The organism is Amycolatopsis thermoflava N1165 (genome assembly GCF_000473265.1).
Classification (GTDB): domain Bacteria; phylum Actinomycetota; class Actinomycetes; order Mycobacteriales; family Pseudonocardiaceae; genus Amycolatopsis_E; species Amycolatopsis_E thermoflava.
In genome coordinates, this window is the sequence record NZ_KI421511.1 from 7,762,065 (window position 1) to 7,785,123 (window position 23,059).

Annotated in this window: 19 protein-coding genes, 1 tRNA gene and 1 pseudogene; 11 read left to right on the plus strand and 10 right to left on the minus strand. The window is 71.1% G+C overall.

Features of this window, described 5'->3' with window-relative positions; translation table 11 throughout:
- Window positions 1–31 precede the first annotated feature (31 nt).
- Entirely contained in the window at window positions 32–841 is an 810-nt protein-coding gene (locus tag AMYTH_RS51000) for a histone-like nucleoid-structuring protein Lsr2 (RefSeq protein WP_051362946.1), read from the minus strand.
- An 84-nt stretch (window positions 842–925) separates the two neighbouring features.
- On the opposite strand from AMYTH_RS51000, the gene AMYTH_RS0138655 reads away from it, so the two are divergent.
- Together AMYTH_RS0138655 and AMYTH_RS0138660 are read left to right on the plus strand one after the other, a co-directional pair.
- Window positions 926–2,320, plus strand: a complete 1,395-nt coding sequence (locus AMYTH_RS0138655; protein ID WP_037323018.1) for a dihydrolipoyl dehydrogenase family protein — start codon at window positions 926–928, stop codon at window positions 2,318–2,320.
- A gap of 41 nt (window positions 2,321–2,361) precedes the next feature.
- On the plus strand, window positions 2,362–3,183 hold the full coding sequence (locus AMYTH_RS0138660) for an alpha/beta fold hydrolase (RefSeq protein WP_027934724.1): 822 nt from the start codon (window positions 2,362–2,364) through the stop codon (window positions 3,181–3,183).
- Here AMYTH_RS0138660 and AMYTH_RS0138665 read toward each other — a convergent pair.
- Window positions 3,180–4,523 (minus strand): hypothetical protein, encoded by a 1,344-nt coding sequence (locus AMYTH_RS0138665; protein ID WP_027934725.1) that lies wholly within the window; start codon window positions 4,521–4,523, stop codon window positions 3,180–3,182. The two genes, AMYTH_RS0138660 and AMYTH_RS0138665, sit on opposite strands and share 4 nt — an antisense overlap.
- A gap of 208 nt (window positions 4,524–4,731) precedes the next feature.
- On the opposite strand from AMYTH_RS0138665, the gene AMYTH_RS0138670 reads away from it, so the two are divergent.
- The 3 genes from AMYTH_RS0138670 to AMYTH_RS0138680 all read left to right on the plus strand — a co-directional run bounded on the left by AMYTH_RS0138670 (window position 4,732) and on the right by AMYTH_RS0138680 (window position 8,181).
- The gene (locus AMYTH_RS0138670) at window positions 4,732–6,186 is read left to right on the plus strand and encodes a S8 family serine peptidase (protein WP_027934726.1); all 1,455 of its coding nucleotides are present in this window, start codon (window positions 4,732–4,734) and stop codon (window positions 6,184–6,186) included.
- A gap of 165 nt (window positions 6,187–6,351) precedes the next feature.
- Window positions 6,352–6,843 (plus strand): DUF3145 domain-containing protein, encoded by a 492-nt coding sequence (locus AMYTH_RS0138675; protein ID WP_027934727.1) that lies wholly within the window; start codon window positions 6,352–6,354, stop codon window positions 6,841–6,843.
- A 789-nt stretch (window positions 6,844–7,632) separates the two neighbouring features.
- A complete protein-coding gene (locus AMYTH_RS0138680) occupies window positions 7,633–8,181 on the plus strand; it encodes a hypothetical protein (RefSeq protein ID WP_037323019.1) in 549 nt (182 codons plus the stop codon).
- A 60-nt stretch (window positions 8,182–8,241) separates the two neighbouring features.
- Here the strand turns inward: AMYTH_RS0138680 and AMYTH_RS0138685 are convergent, their stop codons facing one another.
- The 5 genes from AMYTH_RS0138685 to AMYTH_RS0138705 all read right to left on the minus strand — a co-directional run bounded on the left by AMYTH_RS0138685 (window position 8,242) and on the right by AMYTH_RS0138705 (window position 13,115).
- The gene (locus tag AMYTH_RS0138685; protein ID WP_027934729.1) at window positions 8,242–9,489 is read right to left on the minus strand and encodes a beta-ketoacyl-[acyl-carrier-protein] synthase family protein; all 1,248 of its coding nucleotides are present in this window, start codon (window positions 9,487–9,489) and stop codon (window positions 8,242–8,244) included.
- Window positions 9,490–9,531: 42 nt separating this feature from the next.
- Window positions 9,532–9,777, minus strand: a complete 246-nt coding sequence (locus AMYTH_RS0138690) for an acyl carrier protein (protein ID WP_017984121.1) — start codon at window positions 9,775–9,777, stop codon at window positions 9,532–9,534.
- 61 nt (window positions 9,778–9,838) lie between these two features.
- Window positions 9,839–10,816, minus strand: coding sequence for a beta-ketoacyl-ACP synthase III (locus AMYTH_RS0138695; protein ID WP_020422496.1), 978 nt, complete (start codon window positions 10,814–10,816; stop codon window positions 9,839–9,841).
- Window positions 10,813–11,733: an ACP S-malonyltransferase gene (locus AMYTH_RS0138700; protein ID WP_084022763.1), complete on the minus strand. Its 921-nt coding sequence runs from the start codon at window positions 11,731–11,733 to the stop codon at window positions 10,813–10,815. The genes AMYTH_RS0138695 and AMYTH_RS0138700 overlap by 4 nt, the downstream gene beginning before the upstream one ends.
- A 140-nt stretch (window positions 11,734–11,873) precedes the next feature.
- Complete coding sequence (locus AMYTH_RS0138705; RefSeq protein ID WP_027934731.1) at window positions 11,874–13,115, minus strand: PucR family transcriptional regulator; 1,242 nt, start codon at window positions 13,113–13,115, stop codon at window positions 11,874–11,876.
- A 248-nt stretch (window positions 13,116–13,363) separates the two neighbouring features.
- Here AMYTH_RS0138705 and AMYTH_RS0138710 point away from each other — a divergent pair, with 248 nt between their 5' ends.
- Window positions 13,364–13,993 (plus strand): nicotinamide mononucleotide transporter family protein, encoded by a 630-nt coding sequence (locus AMYTH_RS0138710; RefSeq protein ID WP_027934732.1) that lies wholly within the window; start codon window positions 13,364–13,366, stop codon window positions 13,991–13,993.
- Here AMYTH_RS0138710 and AMYTH_RS46505 read toward each other — a convergent pair.
- From AMYTH_RS46505 to aceE, 3 genes and pseudogenes are all read right to left on the minus strand, one after another.
- Window positions 13,974–15,587 (minus strand): annotated as a pseudogene (locus tag AMYTH_RS46505) (L-lactate permease). The gene AMYTH_RS0138710 and the pseudogene AMYTH_RS46505 overlap by 20 nt on opposite strands.
- A gap of 367 nt (window positions 15,588–15,954) precedes the next feature.
- Window positions 15,955–17,166, minus strand: coding sequence for an alpha-hydroxy acid oxidase (locus tag AMYTH_RS0138720; protein ID WP_027934733.1), 1,212 nt, complete (start codon window positions 17,164–17,166; stop codon window positions 15,955–15,957).
- Between the two features lie 76 nt (window positions 17,167–17,242).
- Window positions 17,243–20,050 (minus strand): pyruvate dehydrogenase (acetyl-transferring), homodimeric type, encoded by a 2,808-nt coding sequence (gene aceE, locus AMYTH_RS0138725; RefSeq protein WP_027934734.1) that lies wholly within the window; start codon window positions 20,048–20,050, stop codon window positions 17,243–17,245.
- 368 nt (window positions 20,051–20,418) lie between these two features.
- On the opposite strand from aceE, the gene AMYTH_RS0138730 reads away from it, so the two are divergent.
- From AMYTH_RS0138730 to AMYTH_RS0138750, 5 genes are all read left to right on the plus strand, one after another.
- Window positions 20,419–20,850, plus strand: coding sequence for a DUF3052 domain-containing protein (locus AMYTH_RS0138730; RefSeq protein ID WP_017984111.1), 432 nt, complete (start codon window positions 20,419–20,421; stop codon window positions 20,848–20,850).
- A 62-nt stretch (window positions 20,851–20,912) separates the two neighbouring features.
- Window positions 20,913–21,377, plus strand: a complete 465-nt coding sequence (locus tag AMYTH_RS0138735) for a peroxiredoxin (protein WP_017984110.1) — start codon at window positions 20,913–20,915, stop codon at window positions 21,375–21,377.
- Between the two features lie 43 nt (window positions 21,378–21,420).
- Window positions 21,421–21,492 (plus strand) — tRNA-Val (locus AMYTH_RS0138740).
- 158 nt (window positions 21,493–21,650) lie between these two features.
- Window positions 21,651–21,860, plus strand: a complete 210-nt coding sequence (locus AMYTH_RS49325; RefSeq protein ID WP_027934735.1) for a hypothetical protein — start codon at window positions 21,651–21,653, stop codon at window positions 21,858–21,860.
- Window positions 21,861–21,940: 80 nt separating this feature from the next.
- The gene (locus tag AMYTH_RS0138750) at window positions 21,941–22,657 is read left to right on the plus strand and encodes an SAM-dependent methyltransferase (RefSeq protein WP_027934736.1); all 717 of its coding nucleotides are present in this window, start codon (window positions 21,941–21,943) and stop codon (window positions 22,655–22,657) included.
- Window positions 22,658–23,059 lie beyond the last annotated feature (402 nt).

Below are 23,059 nucleotides of genomic sequence, written 5' to 3' on the forward strand. Positions count from 1 at the left end.
ACCGAGTGCGCTCCCGCGCCGGATGCCGCACTCAGTTCGTGGCCGCGGAGAACACCACGGGCGGCGCCTTGCGCACGGTCTTGCGAGGAGCCTTCTCCGCCGGCGCGACCTTCTTCATGGCCGGCTTCTTGGCGGTCGCGTTCTCCTTCGCGGGCGCGGCCTCGGCGGGCTTCGCCTTCGCCTTCGCGCGCGACGGCTTCGCGGCGGGCTTGGTCTTCTTGTCCTCCGCCGCGGCCTTCGTCGCGATGGTCTTCGGCGCGGAAACCGTGGTGGCCCTGCGCCGGGTGGCCGGCTTGGGCGTGGTGGCCTCAGCAGGCTTCGCCGCCGTGGTCTTCTTGCCCTTGGTCGTCTTGGTGTCGGTGGCCTTCGGTGCCGCCGGGGTTGCCTTGCGCCGGGTGGCCGGCTTCGGGCTGGTGGCGTCAGCGGGCTTCGCCGCCGCCGTGGTCTTCTTGCCCTTGGCAGCGGCCTCCGCCTTCGCGGTCTTGCTCGCTGCCGCCGTACGAGCGGTCGCGCGCTTGCCCGCCGCGGCGGGAGCCTTCGCCGCTCCGGTGGCGCCCGTCTTCTTCGCCGGCGAGTCCGTGGCCTTCCGAGACGTCGTGGCAGTGGAGTTCGCCGTGCGGCGCGTGCGCTTCACCGGGGCGAGGCGGCGCGGCGGGCGCTTGCGGCCGCCCGTGCGGCGGCCCGCCTGCACGTAGGTGGCCAGCAGCTCGCGCAGGCTGCCCGCGTTCGAGTCCGAGAGGTCGATGTCGTACTCGACGCCGTCCAGGCCGAACCGCACCGTCTCCGCGGCCGGTTCGCCGTTCAGGTCGTCCAGTAGTTGCACCGCGGTGTTCTTCGCCACCGATAACCTCCAGTACTTACGATTTGCCGCTGAGAATACCCGCCCCACTTGCGCCGGGCGCCGGGCTGGTGTGCGCTGTGACCCATGTCCGAGGAGACTTTTGACGTCATCGTGATCGGTGGCGGACCGGTGGGGGAGAACGCGGCGGACCGGGCGGTCAAGGGCGGCCTGTCCACCGCGCTGGTGGAGCGGGAACGGTTCGGGGGCGAGTGCTCCTACTGGGCCTGCATCCCGAGCAAAGCCTTGCTGCGACCGGGAAACGCGCTCGCCGCCGCCCGGCGGTTGCCCGGCGTTCCGGTGGGCGAGGCGCTCGACCCGGCGGCGGTGTTCGAACGCCGCGACTACTTCACCAGCAAGGGCGACGACACCGGTCAGGTCGAGTGGGCCCGCGGCGCGGGCATCACGACGATCCGCGGGCGCGGCCGCATCACCGGTGAGCGCGAGATCACTGTGGACGGCGGCCGGGTACTGCGGGCTCGGCACGCCGTGGTGGTCTGTACCGGCAGCGTGCCGAAGACGCCGCCGATCCCGGGCCTGGACGAGGTGCCGGTGTGGGGTTCCCGCGAAGCCACGTCCAGCAGCACGGTGCCGGGCAGGCTGGCCGTCGTCGGCGGCGGGGTGGTCGGCGTCGAGATGGCGCAGGCCTGGGCACGGCTCGGCGCGCAGGTGGACCTGATCGTCACCGGCCCGCGCCCGCTGCCGCGGTACCCGGACTTCGCCGGCGACGCCGTCGCGGAGGGCCTGCGGGCCGACGGCGTGCGTGTGCACACCGACTCCGGCCTGGAGCGAGCCTCCCGAGTGGACGGTGCCGCCCGGCTGGAACTCAAGGGCGGCGCGGTCGTCACGGCCGATCAGGTGCTCGTCGCGACCGGGCGGCGTCCCGCGACCGACGACCTCGGCCTGGAGGTCATCGGGCTCGCGCCGGGCAAGCCGCTCACTGTCGACGACAGCGGGCTGGTGTCCGAAGTGGACGGCGAGTGGCTGTACGCGGCTGGTGACGTCACCGGCCGCGCGTTGCTGACGCACCAGGGCAAGTACGCTGCCCGGGTGGTCGGCGACGTGATCTCCGCGCGCGCCACGGGCAAGCCGGTGGACACCCGGCCGTGGGGCAAGCACAGCGCCACCGCCGACCACCACGCGGTGCCGCAGGTCGTGTTCACCGACCCGGAGGTCGCCTCGGTGGGCCTGACCGAGCCCGAATCGGGCGCACCGCACCGGGTGGTCGACATCGACATCGCCGTCGCGGGGTCGTCGCTGCACGCGGACGGCTACGCGGGCAAGGCCAGGATGATCGTCGACACCGACCGCGAGGTGCTGGTCGGCGTCACGTTCGTCGGGCAGGACGTCGCGGAGCTGCTGCACTCGGCGACCGTCGCCATCGCGGGCGAGGTGCCGCTGGGCAGGCTGTGGCACGCGGTCCCGTCGTTCCCCACGATCAGCGAGGTGTGGCTGCGGCTGCTGGAGGAGTACGGGCTCTGAAACCGGTTGCGGGAGGGGCAGCCGTGGCCGACGCTTCGCGAGTGCGCTTCGATCATGAGCTGCTGCTCCCCGGCGGCCGGGTCCTCGCCTGGTCCGAGACCGGGCCCAGGGACGGCACGCCGGTTCTGTTCCTGGCCGGCGCCGCGACCGGCCGGTCCATGGTCTTCGGCGGCGGGCGCCGGGTCCGGTTGGTGACCGTGGACCGCCCCGGCATCGGCGCTTCGACACACGACCCACGCCGGTCGGCGGCGTCCACGGCCGCCGACCTCGCCGCACTCGTGGCGCGCCTCGGCGGGCCGGTGCCGGTCGTGGCGAACTCGCAGGCCGCGGTCTTCGGGCTCGCGGCCGCCGAGCGCGGGATCGCGTCCCGGCTGCTGCTGGTGTCCCCGGCCGACGAGGTCGCCGATCCCCGGGTGTTCGCGCGGTTGCCCGGCCCGGTGCGGGACGTCGTCACGCGGGTGCGGGTGGACCCGGCGGCCGCGCGGGAGTTCTTCGCCCGGCTCGGCCCCGGCGGGATGGAACGGATGGTGCTGGACAGCGCGGATCCGGCCGACCGCGAGGTGTACCAGGATCCGGTGTTCTTGGCCCGGTACCGCGCGGCTCTGCGGGAGGGGTTCGCGAACGACGGCGCGGGCTACGCCGCCGACTCGATCATCGCGATGTCGCCGTGGCAGCTGGACTGGGCCGCGATCCGGGTGCCGGTGCAGGTGTGGTTCGGCGAACGGGACCGGGTGCACTCACCAGACCTCGGCGCGCTGCTCACCTCCCGGATTCCGGGCGCGCGACGCCATGTGGTGCCCGGGGCGGGCGGCGCTCTGCTGTGGACCCACGCCGAGGAGATCCTCGCCGCGGCGGCCGGCTAACTGATCCGCACGCCCAGCGCGGCGCCCGCCGCGCGCAGCAGGGCCGGGTCGTCCGGTGACGACTGGCCGTCCACGTAGGCGGCCAGCACCAGCCGGACGGCCGGGCCCGAGATCGCGCTCTGGTACGCCGCGCCCGCGGTGTCCGGCTCGCGCGGCCACTGGTGCGTCTCGGTGGCGAGATCGGCGATCCCGCCGCTGCCCGGGGTGTCGGCGAGCTGCTTGAAGGCCGTGGCCTGTTCGTCGCTGCCGAAGGTGAGCACCGCGACCGACACGGCGACCGCCCGCCCGTCCACGGTGGCCTCGAAGCTGCCGCGTTCCATGCCCGCGCAACCGCTTGCCTGCAACCGCGCCTGCAGGTCCCCGTAGGCGCGGGCGGCGCAGGTGCGTTCCGTGCCGGAGGCCCGTTTGGTGAACTCGATGCCCGCGACGGCCTGCGGCGCCGGCGTGACCGCGGTGGTCGTCGGGGGCGCGGTGACCGTTTCGCCGTCCCCGCCGGTCGTCACCACCACGAGTACGACGGCCAGCAGCACCAGCGCCACGGCGATCGCCGCGACCGGCCGCCACGGCACGGGCGCGGAAGCCGGGACCGCGCGCGCGGGCGCGGCCGCGGCGATCCGGGGCACCGGCATCGTCACCTCGGCGGGCGGGACGATCGGCGGCACGGCGGCGGGCGCGGCCGGGCGGTGCCGCCGGGGGCGGGGTTTGACCGGCGCCAGCTTCACCGTCGCCGACTCCTCGGTGACGGTGAAGCCTTCCGCCGCCAGTTCGTCGCCGGTGAGACCGGTGTCCGGAGCGAGCGTGTCGATCAGGGCGCGGGCCTGCGCCGGCGTGCACGGCCATGGCGCGGGGGTCAGCGACGCGATGGCCGCGAGCAGGCTGTTCTGCGTCGGGAACAGGACGCGGACGTTCCCGGCGAGGTCGGCGGGCGGTTGCTCGATCTCCTCCACGAACGGCCCGACGGCGAGGATCGTCGCGATCGGCAGGTGCTCCGGGACGTCCGGGCGCAGCCGCTCGATGACCGCGTCGGCGAGCGCGAGCGCGTCCGCCGCGGGGTTGACCACGTCCCCGTCGGCGACGAGCGGCCAGCCGTCGGCCTTCCACTGGCCGGTCAGGGGCGCTTCGAGGCGGATCGCCGGGTCCGGCAGATCGACGCCGATCACGACCAGGACGACGGTCGGCATGACGACGATCGCCTCGATCGGCGGCCGGTCCGGCAGCGGCCGTGCCCCGGCCAGCGCGATGCCGCCGGCGAAGTAGTCACCGCGGCCGAGCGCGGCGAGCGCGGCCCGGACGTCGTCGGCGACGCGCGAGGGCTGTCGTTCCAGGCGGATCAGCCGCACCTCGCACCTCCCCGGTCCCGTCCACGTGCGCGCTTACGCTAGCGCGCTGTGCAGTTGCCGACCCTCGATGGTGTGAAAATCACTCGCGGAAGGTGTCTGCTTCCGGGCACACCCGTGCGGGTAGGTGATCGTTGACAGTGATCGGAGTCACCCTATTGAGTGCTACTCGTTGGTAGATCGTAGGGCCGGCTGGAGATAGGGGACCCCGATGCGATGGCGCTCCACGCGCGCGGTGGCGATCGCCGCCGCCGTGCTCGTCCTCCCGTTCACCGGCGCCGTCCCCGCGGCGAACGCCCAGGCCCCGCTCGCGCCCGTGTCGGACACGCTCGACCGGGTGCTGGCCACCGCGACCGCGCTCACTCCGGTCACGACCCTCGTGCACGCCGCGGACGCGGGCACCGCGGCGCAGGCCGTGCGGGCGGCCGGGATGCGGGAGATCACCCGGTTCCCGCGCATCGGCGTCGTCGCCGCGACGGGCACCGCAGCGCAGGTCGCCGCGGTGCGCAAGGCGGCCGGTGTCACCTACGTCGAGAACAACGACCCGCTCGTCGCGTTCGGCTCGTCCGGCACGACCGCGACCCGCAGCGCCGAAGCACGTACCACTCTCACCGGCGCGGACGGCGCTCCGCTGGACGGGCGCGGGGTGTCCGTGGCGATCATCGACACCGGGATCGACCCGACGCACCCGGCGTTCCGCGGCGCCGACGGATCGACCCGCGTGGTGCGCAACCTGAAGAGCCTGTGCCTCGACGGCACCACCACCTCGTGCATCGTTGACGTGCCCACCTCGGTCGACACCGACGCGACCGCGCTCGGCGGGCACGGCACCCACGTCGCCGGCATCGCGGCGGGTGCGCCGTACACGCTGGCCGACGGTTCGTCCGTCGGCGGTTCGGCGCCGGGCGCGAAGATCGTGTCGATCTCGACCGGCCTGGCGATCCTGGTGCTGGGCACGGACGCCGCGCTGAACTGGGTGCTGGAGAACCACGCCGCGCCGTGCGGGGCCGGGGTGCCGGCAACGGTGTGCCCGCCGATCAAGGTGATCAACAACTCGTACGGCCCGAGCGGCGGCGGCGAGTTCGACCCGGAGTCGGCGACGGTCAAGCTGCAGCGCGCGCTCGCGGCCGAAGGGGTCGTGACGGTGTGGGCGAACGGCAACGACGGCGGGGACGGTTCGGCGGACCTGTCGAACCCGCCGGGCAAGGACCCGACGCCCGGGGTCATCTCGGTGGCCTCCTACAACGACCAGAGCACCGGGACGCGCGACGGGACCGTGTCGGACTTCTCCTCGCGCGGGCTCGCGTCGGACCCGTCGACGTGGCCGGACGTGTCCGCGCCGGGCGAGAACATCCTGTCCGCGTGCCGGCCGTACCTGGTGATCTGCGCGACCGGGTTGCAGCCGTCGAACGGGCCGGGAATGCTCGACCTCGGCACCTACAACGTGATCAGCGGCACCTCGATGGCGACGCCGCAGATCACCGGCATCGTGGCGCAGCTGTTCCAGTCCCGGCCGGGCGCCACGCCGGGCGAGATCGAGGCCGCGATCAAGTCGACGGCGTACAAGTACAGTGACGGCGCCGCGTACCAGGGTGGTTCGAGCTTCGACAAGGGCGCCGGGCTCGTCGACACCGTCGCCGCCGTGGGGGCTCTCGCCGGGACCTGACGGCTTCCGGCCAGTGGTGGTGCTGCGACATCTGAGGTTCCTGTGGCGAAATGCCATCGTCCGGGTGCACAATATGGGCAGTCACGGCAGGGATGCTTGTCAGCAGGCTCCGAGCTCGCGAGGTCGTAGGGGAAGACGCCCCTCGTCGAGTAGCGGAGGTCAGCAGTGAGCACCCGTGGCGTGGTTTACGTCCACTCGTCGCCGTCTGCGGTGTGCCCGCACGTCGAGTGGGCGATTTCGGGCACCCTGGGTACCCGAGTGGATCTGAAGTGGACGGCGCAACCCGCCGCTCCAGGGCAGCTTCGCGCCGAGTGCACGTGGAGCGCGCCCGCCGGAACCGGCGCCAAGCTGGCGGCCGGTCTCAAGGCGTGGCCGATGCTGCGCTTCGAGGTGACCGAGGAGCCGAGCGCCGGCGTCGACGGCGAGCGGTTCTGCTACGTGCCCGGGCTGGGACTGTGGCGCGGCCGGACGAGCGCCAACGGAGACATCGTCGTCGGGGAAGACCAGCTGCGCACACTCGTGGCGACCTGCCGCGCGGGGGAGCAGCTGGCGCACAAACTCGATGAGCTGCTCGCTTCGAGCTGGGATGAGGCGCTGGAGCCGTTCCGGCACGCCGGGGACGGGGCTCCGGTCACCTGGCTGCACCGGGTGGGGTGAGTTTTCAGGCGAGCCGGTTGGGCGGCTGTGCTTGGCTTCGGTGCTTGGCTTCGGTGCTCGGTGCTCGGTGCTCGGTGCTCGGTGCTCGGTGCTCGGTGCTCGGTGCTGGGGGCTCGGTGAGGTGCCCACTCATGTGGCGATGAATGGACCGTTCATGCCTTGAAGCTGCGTGAGGTGCCCAGTCGTGCGGTGATGAACGGTCCGTTCATGACTTCAGCCCGCGCGAGGTGCACACTCCTGTGGCGATGAACGGACCATTCAGTGCTTCCCCCGGCGAGGTGTCCGCTCGCGCGCCGACGAGTGGCCGTTCATGGCTTTCAGTCCGCGTGAGGTGTCCGGTCGCGCGGCGATGAACGGACCGTTCATGCCTTGCGCCGCGCGAGGTGTCCGGTCGCGCGGCGATGAATGGTCCGTTCATGGCTTGCGCCGCGCGAGGTGTCCGGTCGCGCGGCGATGAATGGTCCGTTCATGGCTTCCGTCCGCGTGAGGTGTCCAGTTGCGCGGCGATGAATGGTCCGTTCATGGCTTTCAGTCCGCGTGAGGTGTCCGGTCGCGCGGCGATGAACGGACCATTCATCGCCGCAACCCTGCCCCCGAACCAACCCTCGCCCCGTAACCACCCGCACCCACCCCAGCCACCAGAACCCCGGATCAGCCGAGCCCCTTCACCTGCCCGGCCCAACCACACCAACCCGCTCCGCACAAAAGACAGCACTCGGTAACGATCACCACTACGCTGCCGATGTGACAGCCATGTCGGCGCCTCCCGCAGCACCGCCGCGATGGTTGGTGCCCGTCGTCATCGTCGTGGTGTCGATCATGGTCGGCGGCGGTCTCCTGGCCCGCGAGTTGTACCGCCTGCCCGAAGCGACGCCGGACGCTATCCTCGCCCAGTCGTCGACCGCCCGGCCGCTCGCGCAGCAGCCTGGGCCGGGCACCGTCGAGCTCACCCCGGACGCCGCGGCGCACCCGCAGAACACCACGGTCCGCACGCTGCTCCAGACGTACTTCGACTCGATCAACAACCGCGACTACGAGCTGTGGAAATCGGCCGTCACCCGCGAGCGCGTCCAGGCCAAGTCGAAGAGCACCTGGCTCAACGACTACCGCACGACGCGGGACGGCAGCATCCTCGTCTACCGCATCGACCCGGTCGCCGACGACGAGCTCCGCGCCCTCGTCGGCTTCACCAGCACGCAGGACGTCAAGGACGCCCCGGCCGAACTCCCGGAACCCTGCGTGCACTGGCGCCTCGTGCTCCCGCTGACCCTGGAATCCGGCGCCTGGAAGGTGGACACCGTCACCGGCTCCACCACCCCCGAACTGTCCCGCTGCTGACCGCACACACGAGAAAACCCCGGCCACCAACGGCCGGGGTCCTCCCAACAGAAGCGGAACTCAGACGCCGGTGAACAGCAGCGCCGTGTTGTGACCGCCGAAGCCGAACGAGTTGCTCAGCGCCGCGGTCAGCTCGACCTTCCGCGGCTCGCCCGCGACGACGTCGAGCCCGACCTTCGGGTCCAGGTTCTCCAGGTTCAGCGTCGGCGGCACCAGACCGTGGTAGATCGAGAGCAGCGTGAGGATGCCCTCGACCGCCCCGGCGCCACCGACCAGGTGACCCAGCGCGGACTTCGGCGCCGTCACCACCGGGTGCTCACCGACGGCCTTGCGGATCGCCGCGGCCTCGCCGATGTCGCCGACCACCGTGGACGTCGCGTGGGCGTTCACGTGCCCCACGTCCGCCGACGTCAGCCCCGCCATGGTCATCGCGTTCGCCATCGCGGCGATCTGGCCGATGCCCTCCGGGTGGTTGCCGGTGATGTGGTGCGCGTCCGAGGTGATGCCGTACCCGGCCAGCCGCCCGTAGATCCGCGCGCCGCGGGCCTTCGCTCGGTCCGCCCGCTCCAGGACGACCACACCGGCGCCCTCACCGAGCACGAACCCGTCCCGGTCGGTGTCGAACGGGCGCGACGCGCGCTCGGGCTCGTCGTTGCGCGTCGACACCGTCCGGGCCTGCGCGAAACCGGCCACGGTGATCGGGTGGATGCAGGACTCCGCACCACCCGCCACCACGACGTCGGCCCGCCCGTTCTGGATCATCTGGTAACCGTTGGCGATGCCCTCGGCGCCGGAGGCGCACGCCGAAGCCGGCGAGTGCACCCCGGCCCTGGCCTTGAGGTCGATGCCGACGTGCGCGGCAGGCCCGTTCGGCATCAGCATCGGCACGGTCAGCGGCGAGACCTTCCGGATGCCCTCCTGCTCGAGCAGGTCGTCCATCGCCAGCAGCGTCAGCGGCCCGCCGATGCCGGTGCCGATGGACACGCCGAGCCGGTCCGGGTCGACGTCCGTGCGCTCGTCGCTGGGCTGCTCGAAACCGGCGTCGGCCCACGCCTGCCGGGCGGCGATGAGCGCGATCTGCTCACACCGGTCCAGCCGGCGCGCCTGCACGCGCGGCAGCTTCTCCGCCGGATCCTCGGCGAGCGTGGCGCCGATCTTGACCGGCAGGTCGAACTTCTCGACCCAGTCGGCCTCGATCCGCCGGATGCCGCTGCGGCCGGCGAGCAAGCCCTCCCACGTGGACGCGACGTCCCCGCCGAGTGGCGTCGTCGCGCCGATCCCGGTGATCACGACGTCGATGTTGCTCATGAGGAGTCTCCCCGAGGTTCAGACGAAGAATTCAGCTCGTGCTTACTTGGCGTTCGCGGCGACGTAGTCCACCGCGTCGCCGACGGTCTTCAGGTTGGCCAGCTCGTCGTCCGGGATCTTGACCCCGAACTTGTCCTCGGCCTGCACCGCGATCTCCACCATCGACAGCGAGTCGATGTCCAGGTCGTCGACGAAGGACTTCTCCAGGCTCACGTCGTCCTGCGCGACACCCGCGACCTCCTCGACGATCTCCGCGAGGCCGCTGAGGATCTCCTGCTTGTCCGCCACGATGGTGTTTCCTTTCTGGGGTTCGACACCGGCAGGCCCGCGCCTGCCGGCGATAGTGGTATCACGGGCAGATGACGACCTGTCCGGCGTAGGACAGGCCCGCGCCGAATCCAACCATCAGCACCACGTCACCCGTTTTGACGGTGCCCGCTTTCCGCATGTGGTCCAGCGCCATGGGAATCGACGCGGACGAGGTGTTGCCGGAGAACTTGATGTCGTCGGCGACGACCAGGTCCTCCCGCGCGCCCTTGGCCTTGAGCCGCTTGGCGATGGCGTCCACGATCCGCAGGTTCGCCTGGTGCGGGATGAGCACGTCGATGTCCGACGGCTCCAGCCCGGCCAGCTCGACCGCCTTCAACGCGATCGGCGCGATCTGCGTGGTCGCCCACCGGAAGACCGACTGGCCCTCCTGGTAGATGTACTTGTGGTCGCGCATGTAGATCGTGTCGACCAGGTCGCCCGCGCTGCCCCAGGACACCGGCCCGATGCCCGGCTCGTCGGACGGACCGACCACCGCGGCGCCGGCGCCGTCGGCGAAGATGATCGCGTTGGCCCGGTCCACCGGGTCGACCACGTCGGTCAGCTTCTCCGCGCCGATCACCAGCACCTTGCCCGCCGAGCCGGCGCGGATCAGGTCGGAGGCGACGCCGAGGCCGTAGCAGAACCCGGCGCACGCGGCGTTGAGGTCGAACGCGCCGGCCGCCTTCACACCGATCCGGTCGGCGACCTGGCCGGCCGCGTTCGGGATGGGCGCGGGCATCGTGCAGTTCGGCACGATCACGGTGTCCACATCGGACGGCTGCAGGCCCGCGTCGGTGAGCGCGGCGTTGCCCGCCTTGACCGCCATGTCGACCAGCAGCTCGTCCTTCTCGGCGAAGCGGCGCTCGATGATGCCGACCCGCTCACGGATCCACTGGTCGTTGGTCTCCATGATCTGGGACAGGTCGTCGTTGGTGACGACGCGGTCCGGCTGGTAGCTGCCGACGCCCAGGATCCGGGTGGCGGCGGGCCCCTGCTTCTGGCGCAACACCGGGCTCACAGGATCTCCTTCGCGGCGGGCAGGTCGGTGGGGGTCTTGAGCGCGACGGTCTGCGTGACCGTGCCCTTGAGCTGGCGCTTGACCAGACCGGTCAGGGTGCCTGCCGGCGGCAGCTCGACCGTGGCGGTGACGCCCAGCTCGACGAGGCCGTCCATCGTCAGGTCCCAGCGGACCGGGCGGGTGACCTGCTTGACCAGCCGCTCCAGGTACTCGGCGCCGCTGGTGACCACGGTGCCGTCGGCGTTGGACAGCAGCGGGCGGACCGGGTCCTTCGGCGTGATCGACGCGGCGTGCGCGCGCAGGGCCTCCTCGGCGGGGGCCATGTAAGAGGTGTGGAAGGCGCCGGCGACCTTCAGCGGCCGGACCTTCGTGCCTTCGAGGGGCTCGGCGACGATCCGCTCGATGGCGTCCTTCGCGCCGGAGGCGACGATCTGGCCGGCGCCGTTGCGGTTCGCTGCGGTGAGTCCGTGGCCCTCCAGCCAGGCGACGACCTCGTCCGGGTCGCCCAGCATGACGGCGGCCATGGACGTCGGCTCGATCGCGCACGCCTTGGCCATTTCCGCGCCGCGCACGGCCGCCAGCGCGACCGCGTCCTCGGCCGTGAGCACACCCGCCGCGGCGGCTGCCGCGAGCTCGCCGACGGAGTGGCCGGCGACCGGCGTGTCGTCCGGGACGTCGCCGAGGGCGTCGAAGGCCAGCAGCGAGAGCGCGACGATCAGCGGCTGCGTGATCGCGGTGTCCTGGATGGTCTCGGCGTCGGCCTCGGTCCCGAGGTGGACCAGGTCGAGCCCGGTTCGCTCGGACCAGCGCGTGAGCTTCTCGCGGGTGCCGTCGAGTTCGAGCCAGGGGGAGAACATGCCGGGCGCTTGGGAGCCCTGTCCGGGAGCGAGCACTGCTGTCACGCCTCTAGGGAACATGCTTCCCCAGCGGGCCCGGGATGCCGCTGTTCACCAAGTCGGAGCGGTGATCTTGTAGAGAGCCTACAAAAATGGCGCCCGCAGGTCCGCATCCAGCGCTGATGTGTTGTCGGTTCCGGGCAGCCCGGAAGTGAGACCGGTCACCAGAGGCCGCGAGCCCTGGCCAGCCGTCCCACCGTCAGGGCCACGCGCAGCACCAGCGCGTCCCGCGGCTCGGTGGCGTTGCGGCCGGTCAGCTCGGCCGCCCGCCGCAGCCGGTAGCGCACGGTGTTGGGGTGCACGAACAGCTTCTTCGCGCACGTCTCCAGCACCCCGCCGGACTCCAGGTACTCGTCCACCGTCTGCAGCATCGTCGGCCCGGCCGCCTCCAGCGGCTGCGCGATCTCCTCGATCAGCAGCCGCTCGGCCTCGGCGTCGCCGGACAGCGCTCGTTCCGGCAGCAGGTCCGACGACCGCACCGGGCGCGGCGCACCCGGCCAGCCGACCACCGCGCGCAACCCGGACAGCGCCTCGGCGGCGCTGCGGTGCGCCTCGGCCAGGCTGTCCACCGTGGGCCCGGCCACCACCGGCCCGTCGCCGAACGCGCCTGCCAGCTTGCCGAGCACCTCCTTCTGCTTGGCGTCGCCGTCGGTCGGCCCGCCTGCCACCACGATCAGCCGCGAGCCCTGGACGCTCAGCAGCACCGGCCGTCCCAGCCGCGCGGCCAGGCGGCGCACCTCGAACACCACGCTCGGCGGGTCGTCCGAGGGCGGCCTGCCGGCCAGCACGGTCGCCATCGCCGACGGCTCCCAGCCCAGCGCCGCGGCCCGCGACAGCACCGCCTCCTCGGCGTCGCCGCGGACGATGCCGTCCACGACCAGCGCCTCCAGCCGGGCGTCCCACGCGCCGCGAGCCTCCGCGGCCGCGGCGTAGGAGTTGGCCGTCGCGAAGGCGATCTCGCGGCCGTAGCGGAGGATGCCTTCGGTGAGCGCGGCGTCCTCGGCCTCGGTGGCGGCGAACTCCGGCAGCTGCTCCTCGAACACCTCGATCGCCAGCCGCACCAGACCCACCGCCTGCCGCAGGCTGATCCAGCGGGACAGGTCTTCGGGCGCGCCGCGGAAGGCGTCGGTGGTGAGCTTGAGCGCCTCCTGCGAATCACGCAGCCAGTCGACGAACCCGGCCGCGCCGGTCTGGGTGATCAGCAGGATGCTCGCCCGCTGCTCGGCGGGCAATCGTCCGAACCACGGCAGCCGCTGCTCCATGGCGGCGACGCTGGCCGAGGCGAGGCGCCCGGAGGCGCGCTCCAGCCTGCGCAGCGTCTTCGCCGAGAGGCCGTGGTGCTTGGCCGGCCGCCTGCCGCTGGTCTGGCTGCCGTTGGTCTGGCTGCCATTGGTCTGGGTCATGGTGAAACCGACTTTAACCGGCCGTCCGGTAAACGCGAGGCCGCCCGGCGCATCGCGGTTCTCGCAGCGCCGGGCGGCCTCATCTCCCCGGTCCCCACCGGTAGGTCCACTATGGACCTTGTGGATATTTTTCCGCCAGTCTTCTCACTCGATCGTGCAAGTAATTTTCGAGAGGTGTAGCGGGGCTCACTGGCGGTGAGGGAATCAGTGCCGGATGTGGCGGGTTGATCCGGCAGACGGGAGGCGCCATGCACGTTCTGTTGCAGCACGGTTTGTCCGTTTTCGGGCAGTGGATCTCCATCGCGGAGCTGGTCGGCCAGCTGTGCGCGCTCGCCGTGGTCTTCCTGGCGCAGCGACGCACGCTCTGGACCTGGCCCGTGCAGGTCGGCGCGACGGTGCTGCTCTTCGCCGTGTACGCCTCCGCGCACCTGGGCGGGCTCGCGGCCCGGCAGGTCGCGATCCTGCTGATCTCGGTCTACGGCTGGTGGGCCTGGACCCGTCGCCGCGACCCGGTGTACGGGGTGGTCGTGCGCAGCGGCCGGGCCGTCGAGCGGCTGGTGATGGCGGGTACGTTCGTGGCCGGCACCGTAGTGATGGCGCTGGTGCTCGACGCGCTGGACGCCTCCTGGGCGCCATGGCCGGACGCGGCGATCTTCATCGGCACGCTCGTCGCCTTCGCCGCCCAGGGCCGCGGCCTGGTCGAGTTCTGGCTGGTGTGGCTGGTCGTCGACGCGATCGGTGTGCCGCTGCAGATCTCCTCGGGCCTGTACTTCTCCGCGGCGGTCTACCTCGTGTTCGCCGCGCTGGTCGTGCACGGCTGGTGGAGCTGGCACCGCGCCGCGGTGACGCGCCCGGAGCTCACGGCAGCATCCCGCTGAGGAAGCTCGCCTGCGCCACCACGATCAGGCACATCACGAACAGCAGTCCCACGCTTCACGGCAGCACCTTGCGCAACAGCGTGCCCTCTTCGCCCGGCAGCATCGCCGCCGCGCACGCGATGCTCAGGTTCTGCGGGGAGATCATCTTGCCGAGCACGCCGCCTGAGGAGTTGGCCGCGGCGAGCAGTTCGGGCGACAGCCCGGCCTGGTGCGCCGCGGTCACCTGGAGGGCGCCGAACAGGGCGTTGGCCGAGGTGTCGGAACCGGAGACCGCGACGCCGAACCATCCGAGCACCGGGGACAGGAACGCCAAGCCGGCGCCCGCGCCCGCGATGAAGTAGCCGATCGTGGTGGCCTGGCCGGACAGGTTCATCACGTACGCCAGCGCGAGCACGCTCGTCACGGTCAGGATGGCGAACCGCAGCTCGTGCACCGTGCCGCCCCATTCGCGCACCGCGTCCCGGGCGCGGACCCGCAGGAACACCGCGGTCAGGACGCCCGCGATCAACACGAGCGTGCCGCCGGTGCTCAGGAACGGCACCGAGAACGTGTTGCCGGACACCGGTTTGCCCGCCGAGTTCGCCACCGACAGCGCCGGCCAGTCGAACTTCCACGTCGCCGCGTCGAGCAGCCGCTTGACCGGCGGCAGCTGGCCGATCGAGAAGATCACGATGATAAGCGCGTACGGCAGGTAGGCGCGGACGACCTCGCCGCGGTCCTCGGGCCGGTCCAGCGTTTCGGTGGCCACGCCGGTGAGCACCGCGGTCCGGACATCTTCGCGGGCCGGCTTGCGGGCGGCGGGCAACGCGACCAGTGCGGCCGCGCCGGCGAGCGCGGCGCCGATGTCGGCGAGCTGCGCGGAGACGTAGTTGGCGGCGGCGAACTGCACCACCCCGAACGCCGCGCCGCACACCAGCGCGGGCAGCCAGGTTTCCCGCAGCCCGCGACGGCCGTCGACGATGAAGACCAGCAGCAGCGGCACGAACAACGCGAGGATCGGCGTCTGGCGGCCCACGATCGACGACACGGTGTCCAGTGGCAGCCCGGTGACCTGCGCGAGGGTGACGACCGGCGTGCCCATGGCGCCGAACGCGACCGGGGCGGTGTTGGCGACCAGCGCGACGACCGCCGCCCGCACCGGGGTGAACCCGAGCGCCACGAGCATCACCGAGCTGATCGCGACCGGCGCGCCGAAGCCGGCCAGCGCCTCCATCAGGGCGCCGAAGCAGAACGCGATGATCAGCGCCTGGATGCGGGGATCGTCGGAGACCCGGCCGAATGACCGGCGGAGGACGTCGAAATGCCCGGTGCGCACGGTGATCCGGTAGATCCACAGCGCGTTGACGACGATCCACATGATGGGGAAGAGCCCGAACGCGGCGCCCTGGAACCCGCTCGAGATCGCCTGCCCGATCGGCATGCCGAAGATCGTGACGGCGACGATGAGGGCGACGGCCAGGCCGATCAGGCCGGCCTGGTGGGCCTTCATCCGGACCACGCCCAGCAGGACGAGGACGGTGGCCAGTGGGAGTGCCGCGACCAGCGCGGACAGGCCGAGTGAACCGGCTAGCGGGGCGAGCTCCTGCACGAACATGCCGACCTCGATTCCACATCGCGGAAGTGGGGTTCCGCTGGGGGTGTCGAGGATCGTCCGGTTCCGGGAGCGGGTGGTCAAGCGAGGCGTTTCACTGATCGAGATGGCTCGGGGCGCTACGCGGGTTTCTCGATCGTCGGCTTCGCTTCGCTACTCCCCGATCGAGAGGGGCCCCTTCCGAACCCGATCTTGAATTGTTCGGTTGCCGAGACACCGCGTCAAGGCGGGAAAGCGTGCCTTGACCCGGTGGCTCGGCAACCGATTTGGCTGGGGATCGGGTTGCGGGAGGGGAGTGGTTCGTGGGGTGGGTGCGTTTCGTTGCCGGGCGGCGGTTTGGTGGTTGGCGGGTGGCGGGTGGCGGTTTTCTTTACCGCACGGTGGCGTGGGTTGGTTGTAGGGCGTCGATCGTTCGCACGCCCAGTAGCTGCATGGTGCGGATGATTTCCTGTCGCAGGATGTCCACGCAGCGCTGGACTCCCCGTTCGCCTCCGGCCATGAGGCCGTACAGGTACGCCCGGCCGATCAGGCACATCGACGCGCCCCGCGCCATCGCGGCCACGATGTCGCCGCCGGAGAGGATTCCGGTGTCCACCCACACTTCCGCGTCGCCGCCCACTGCGTCCAGCGTGGGGGTCAGCAGTTCCAGCGGGGTGGGCGCTCGATCGAGCTGGCGGCCGCCGTGGTTGGACAGCACCACCGCGTCCGCGCCGTGTTTCACCACGTCCCGTGCGTCGTCCGGGTTCTGGATCCCCTTGACGACCAGCTTGCCCTTCCAGGTTTCCCGCACCCACGCCAGGTCGTCGAAGCTGAGCGTCGGGTCGAAGAGGGCGTTGATCAGCTCCGCGACGGTGCCGTCCCACGAACCGAACGACGCGAACTCCAGCGGCTCCGTCGTGAGCAGGTTGAACCACCACGCGGGGTGCGTCGCGCCGTCCAGGAACGTGCGCAGCGTCAGCGTCGGCGGGATGGTCAGGCCGTTGCGCACGTCCCGCATCCGCGCGCCGGCCACCGGGGTGTCCACGGTCAGCAACAGCGTGTCGTAACCGCTTTCCTCCGCCCGTCGCATCAGCTCCGCGCCCGCTGCGTGGTCGCGCCACACGTAGAGCTGGAACCACTTCCGCGCGTGCGGGGCGGCCTTCGCGACGTCCTCGATCGACGTCGTCCCCATCGTCGACAACGCGTACGGGATGCGTTCCCGCTGCGCCACCCGGACCACCGCGCGTTCACCCTCGTGGTGCATCATCCGCGTGAAACCGGTCGGCGCGAACGCGAACGGCAACGCCGACTGCTCGCCGAGCACCGCCACACTGGTGTCCACATCGGACACCCCGCGGAGCACGTTGGGGTGGAACTCCACGCTGCGGAACGCCTGCCGGGCGCGGCGCAGGCTGTCTTCGAGCTCCGCGGCACCGTCGGTGTAGTCGAACACCGCCCGCGGCGTCCGCCTGCGCGCGATGGTGCGCAGGTCGGCGATCGTGTGGGCGTTCGACAGGCGGCGATCGGTCGGGTTGAGCTTCACCGGTTTCGGTCGCAGGATCTGCTGCAGCTCACTGGGCCTCGGCAGGCGGCGTCGCGTCATAGATACATCATCGGTGATGACGCCGTGCGAAGGCCACCCGCGCGAAGCACGCGGGTGGCCTTCGAAAAACCGGAGATCAGGCGTTCCCGGCGTCGGTCAGCTGCGGACCGGCGGCGGACACGTCGTGGATCCGGTACTTCCGGGCAGCCTCGACTACCTTCTCCTGCGCGACCTCACCGCGCTTGGCGAGCGCGGCCAGCGTGGCGACCGTGATCGACTCGGCGTCGACCAGGAAGTGCCGCCGCGCCGCCGGACGCGTGTCGGAGAAGCCGAACCCGTCGGTGCCCAGGGTGACCATGTCGGTCGGCACCCACGGGCGGATCAGGTCGGGCACCGCGCGCATCCAGTCCGACACCGCCACGACCGGGCCGGTCGCGCCGGACAGGGCCTCCGTCACGTACGGCACGCGCGGCGAGTCGCCCGGGTGCAGCAGGTTGTCCCGGTCGATCTCCACGGCCTCGCGCCGCAGCTCCGACCACGACGTCGCCGACCACACGGCCGCGCGCACGCCCCACTCCTCGGCCAGCATCGTCTGCGCCTTGAGCGCGTCCGGCATCGTCACGCCGGACACCAGGATCTGCGCCTCCGGACCGTCGCCCGACGGCGCCTCCGCGTACCGGTACAGGCCCTTGAGCAGCCCCTCGACGTCGAGGTTCTCCGGCTCGGCCGGCTGCCGGTACGGCTCGTTGTAGACCGTCATGTAGTAGAAGACGTTCTCGCCGTTGCCGTCCGGGCCGCCCTCGCCGTACATGCGGCGCAGGCCGTCCTTGACGATGTGGGCGATCTCGAACGACCACGCCGGGTCGTAGGCCACCACGGCCGGGTTGGTGTGCGCCAGCAGCAGCGAATGCCCGTCGGCGTGCTGCAGGCCCTCACCGGTCAGCGTGGTGCGGCCCGCGGTGGCACCCAGCACGAAACCACGCGCCATCTGGTCCGCCGCCGCGTACAGGCCGTCGCCCGTGCGCTGGAACCCGAACATCGAGTAGAAGATGTAGATCGGGATCATCGGCTCGCCGTGCGTGGCGTAGGACGTGCCCACCGCCGTGAACGACGACGTCGACCCGGCCTCGTTGATGCCCTCGTGCAGCAGCTGGCCGTGCTCGGACTCCTTGTACGCCAGCATCAGGTTGGCGTCCACCGACGTGTAGGTCTGCCCGTGCGGGTTGTAGATCTTCGCCGTCGGGAACATCGAGTCCAGGCCGAACGTGCGGGCCTCGTCCGGGATGATCGGCACGATGCGGTGGCCGATCTCGGCGTCCTTGGCCAGCTCGCGCACCAGCCGCACGAACGCCATCGTGGTGGCGACCTCCTGCTTGCCGGAGCCCTTCCGGATGGCCTCGTACACCTTGTCGCCCGGCAGCACCAGCGGCTTGGCCCGGTTGCGCCGCTCCGGCACGAACCCGCCGAGGGTCTTGCGGCGGCCGACCATGTACTCGATCTCGGGCGAGTTCGCGCCCGGGTGGTAGTACGGCGGCAGCTTCGGGTCGCGCTCCAGCTCCTCGTCGCTGATCGGGATGCGCTGCGCGTCCCGGAACAGCTTCAGGTCGTCCAGCGTGAGCTTCTTCATCTGGTGCGTGGCGTTGCGGCCCTCGAACGCCGGGCCGAGGCCGTAGCCCTTGATGGTGTGGGCCAGGATCACCGTCGGCTGGCCGTGGTGCTCCATCGCCGCCTTGTACGCTGCGTACACCTTGCGGTAGTCGTGGCCGCCGCGCTTGAGGTTCCAGATGTCGGCGTCGCTCATGTCCTTGACCAGGTCCTTCGTCCGCGGGTCGCGGCCGAAGAAGTGCTCCCGGACGTAGGCGCCGTCGTTGGCCTTGTAGGTCTGGTAGTCACCGTCCGGCGTCTGGTTCATCAGGTTGACCAGCGCGCCGTCGCGGTCGGCGTGCAGCAGCGCGTCCCACTCGCGGCCCCAGATGACCTTGATCACGTTCCAGCCCGCGCCGCGGAAGTACGCCTCGAGCTCCTGGATGATCTTGCCGTTGCCGCGCACCGGGCCGTCGAGCCGCTGCAGGTTGCAGTTGATGACGAAGGTCAGGTTGTCCAGGCCCTCGCCCGCGGCCACGTGGATGAGGCCCCGCGACTCCGGCTCGTCCATCTCGCCGTCGCCGAGGAACGCCCACACGTGCTGGTCGGAGGTGTCCTTGATGCCGCGGTCGCGCAGGTACCGGTTGAACCGGGCCTGGTAGATCGCGTTCATCGGGCCCAGGCCCATGGACACGGTCGGGTACTCCCAGAAGCCCGGCATCAGCCGCGGGTGAGGGTACGACGGCAGGCCGCCGCCCTCGCCGGCGTGCGACAGCTCCTGGCGGAAGCCGTCGAGCTGCTGCTCGTTGAGACGGCCCTCCAGGTAGGCGCGGGCGTAGATGCCCGGGGAGGCGTGACCCTGGATGAAGACGTGGTCACCGCCGCCGGAGTGGTCCTTGCCCCGGAAGAAGTGGTTGAAGCCCACCTCGTAGAGCGCCGCCGACGACGCGTACGTGGAGATGTGGCCGCCGACACTGACGCCGGGGCGCTGGGCGCGGTGCACCATGATCGCCGCGTTCCAGCGGATGTAGGCCCGGTAGCGGCGCTCGATCTCCTCGTCGCCGGGGAACCACGGCTCGTTCTCCGTGGGGATGGTGTTGACGTAGTCCGTCGCGGTCAGCGGCGGGACACCGACGTTGCGCTCGCGGGCGCGCTCCAGGATCCGCAGCATCAGGTAGCGAGCCCGCTGCTGGCCGCCCCGGGCGAGTGCCTCGTCGAACGAGTCCAGCCACTCGGCTGTCTCCTCGGGGTCGATGTCGGGCAGGTGGGCCGCCAATCCGTCACGGATGACGCGGACCCGGGCCGGGGCCCGATCGGTGCTGGCGCCGGTGCCTGCGGCCTGGTCGTTCTGGGGGGCCAAGGGATCTCCTCGCCGGTTGTCACTTCGCGTGCGGGGCACGGATGCCTCAGTTCGGCCGTGCCCTCTCTGTCATGGTCGTCTAGTCCGGGCTTCCCGTCATCGCTACTGAGCGGTAACGTTCACCTAAGTCCGCGCGCGCACGCGCGCGCGTTATGCCTACCCTAGGCCAGGTGTGCCCGGACGGGTGCCGCCGAGGGTCGTTTTGCGGTCGCGAACACGTCCCCCGGGGCCCTACGCTGCGCTACGAGTTGACAGAGATCCGGTGTGGACGGTTGCGCCGGAGGCTCCAGGCGTGTTCGCTACACCCATCCGTATGTCGAGTGGGCGGCGCCGTGCCGCCCGCGTCGTGAGTTGGAGGAGTGACAGCAGTGGTCGCCGCTGGAGACGCTGAGTACAGCAGCGTCGCCGAGAGGCTTGGCATCAAGCCGGACATGGTTGTTCAGGAGATCGGGTGGGACGAGGACGTCGACGACGACCTGCGTGCCGCGATCGAAGAACATATCGGCGGCGATCTCCTCGACGAGGACGCCGACGAGGTCATCGACGTGGTTCTGCTGTGGTGGCGGGAGGACGACGGGGACCTGGTCGACGCGATCATGGACGCCCGGTCGCCCCTCGACGAGAACGGCATCATCTGGGTCCTGACGCCCAAGACCGGGCAGCCGGGGCACGTGGAGCCGAGTGAGATCGCCGAGGCGGTGCCCACCGTCGGGCTCGCGCAGACCTCCAACATCAGCGTCGGCCCGAACTGGGCCGGGACCAAGCTGGTGCCGCCGAAGTCGAAGTCGAAGCAGCGCTGAGCGGCCGCACGCTAAGGTGAGCGTGCGGCAAGTGCAACGTTGGCGATGTGAGAGGTGCTTCGATGGCGGTCGAGGTCGGTTCAGCTGCTCCGGATTTCACCCTGAACGACTACAACAAGCAGCCGGTCACGCTGTCGTCGTTCCAGGGCGACAAGCCGGTCCTGCTGGTCTTCTACCCGTTCGCGTTCAGCGGGATCTGCCAGGGCGAGCTCTGCCAGCTGCGCGACGAGTTCGCCGAGTACGACGGCCAGGGCGTGCAGGTGCTCGGTGTGTCGGTGGACACACCCTTCTCGCTCAAGGCGTGGGCCGAGCAGCAGGGCTACCAGTTCCCGCTGCTGTCGGACTTCTGGCCGCACGGTGAGGTCGCCAAGCTCTACGGCGTGTTCAACGAGGGCGCCGGGCTGGCCAACCGGGGCACCTTCCTGATCGACAAGGGCGGCGTGGTGCGCTACGCCGAGGTCAACCAGCCGGGCGAGCCGCGCGACCAGCTCGCCTGGAAGCGAGCGGTGGCCGAGCTGCCCGAATGATGCTCGCACCGGCGGCGCCCGTGGGTTGGGCGCCGCCGGTCCGGGGCGCATAGCTCAGCGGAAGAGCACCTCCCTTACAAGGAGGGGGTCGCAGGTTCGAACCCTGCTGCGCCCACCGTTTTCGATGGCCGGTGGCCCGTTGTGGGCAGGCGCCGGATGGGTCGGCCGGCCCACCCGTAGGGGTCTTCTTTCTCGGAGTGGCGCCGGACGGGCGCGCCCGTTGCGCCATCCGGTGGCGTTCCCCGGGCGGGGTTCTTCTGCCACCGTCATCGGGTGCCGCCCGAGCCCGATCCGTTCAACCCCCGCCCGGCGCGGAGCGCGATGCTCACCGCGATCGGGTGGACCGCGCTGGTCGCTTTCCAGGTGATCGTCTGGGGCATCTTCTCCGACTGGGAGCTGTGGATGCGGATCACGCTTCCCGCGCTCAACGCCGTGATCGCCGGCTACTGGTGGGTCCGGTTCGTCCGCCTGCGACGGGAGTGAGCCGAATGCGCGCGCTTCCGCGCTGACGATCACCGGAAATTGGCGTGCGCGTCCGTCCCGGTACCGGGCAGGCTGCCGTCGTGGAACGTGACTTGATCTCGCGCCTCGCGCATGCCGACCATCCCATTGCCGCGCCCCTCGGGGACGCCGCGGTGACCGCCCTGCTGGAGCGGGCCCTGCCGCGCGGGGACGAGCGGCTCCTCGACCTCGGGTGCGGTGGCGGGGAGTGGCTGCTGCGCGCCCTGGCGCTGGCGCCAGGCGCCACGGCGGAAGGCGTGGACGTCTCCGAAGCGGCCCTCGACCACGCCCGCCGGGAGGGCGCGCGCCGTGGTCTCGCCGAGCGGCTCACGCTCCACCAGACCGACGCGGCCGGCTTCGTCCCCGGACAACCCGCCGACGTCGTGTTCTGCGTCGGCGCCACCCACGCCTTCGGCGGCCTCCGGCAGGCGCTCGCGGCGACCCGGAAGGTCCTCGCGCCCGGCGGGCGGGTCGTCGTCGGCGAGGGATACTGGGAACGCGAACCGAGCGCGGCGGCCGTCGAGGTCCTCGGTGACCTCGCGGACCTCCCCACCACGGTCGACACGATCACCGCCGACGGCTGGGTGCCGCTCTACGGTCACCTCAGCACGCGCCACGAGCTGGACGACTACGAGTGGAACTGGACCGGCTCACTCGCCGCCCGCAGCCTCGACCAGCCCGACGTGCTCGCCATCGCCGCCGCCCACCGGGACGAGTGGCTGCGTGGCTACCGGGACTGCTTCGGCTTCGCCACGCTGCTCCTCGCGCCCCTCAACTGACCGACCCCTTTCCCGGGATCGGCGGCGCTGGTAGTTGTTGCCAGGGCTGGGCATCACACATGCACGCAAACGCAAGCCGGCAACGCAAGTAAGCCGACTACCCCAACCAGCGACACGCAAGCCGGCAACGCAACGACACCGACCATTCCAACCAGACCTCCCCCGCCCCCGATCCACAGCCGATCTTTAGTCGCCGACCAGGCGTGTCAAGGCACGCTTTCCCGCCTTGACACGGCTGCTCGGCGACTGAAACACAATCAGGCATCGGGGGCGGGGGTGGTCGTAAGGTGACCGTTTGGCGCCGCAAGGCGCACCGCCCGCAGGGCGGAAAAAGATCAAAAGAGTCCTCGCCGGACGGGCAGGCTCCGGGATGACAGAAAAGCACTTCACCTCACCTTGGCG

Bases quoted from the DNA above. Each gene is read 5' to 3' on its own strand.
- AMYTH_RS0138655 (WP_037323018.1), top strand. From the start codon at position 926: ATGTCCGAGGAGACTTTTGACGTCATCGTGATCGGTGGCGGACCGGTG.
- AMYTH_RS0138670 (WP_027934726.1), top strand. From the start codon at position 4,732: ATGCGATGGCGCTCCACGCGCGCGGTGGCGATCGCCGCCGCCGTGCTC.
- AMYTH_RS0138685 (WP_027934729.1), bottom strand. From the start codon at position 9,489: ATGAGCAACATCGACGTCGTGATCACCGGGATCGGCGCGACGACGCCA.
- AMYTH_RS0138700 (WP_084022763.1), bottom strand. From the start codon at position 11,733: ATGTTCCCTAGAGGCGTGACAGCAGTGCTCGCTCCCGGACAGGGCTCC.
- AMYTH_RS0138705 (WP_027934731.1), bottom strand. From the start codon at position 13,115: ATGACCCAGACCAATGGCAGCCAGACCAACGGCAGCCAGACCAGCGGC.
- AMYTH_RS0138710 (WP_027934732.1), top strand. From the start codon at position 13,364: ATGCACGTTCTGTTGCAGCACGGTTTGTCCGTTTTCGGGCAGTGGATC.
- AMYTH_RS0138720 (WP_027934733.1), bottom strand. From the start codon at position 17,166: ATGACGCGACGCCGCCTGCCGAGGCCCAGTGAGCTGCAGCAGATCCTG.
- AMYTH_RS0138735 (WP_017984110.1), top strand. From the start codon at position 20,913: ATGGCGGTCGAGGTCGGTTCAGCTGCTCCGGATTTCACCCTGAACGAC.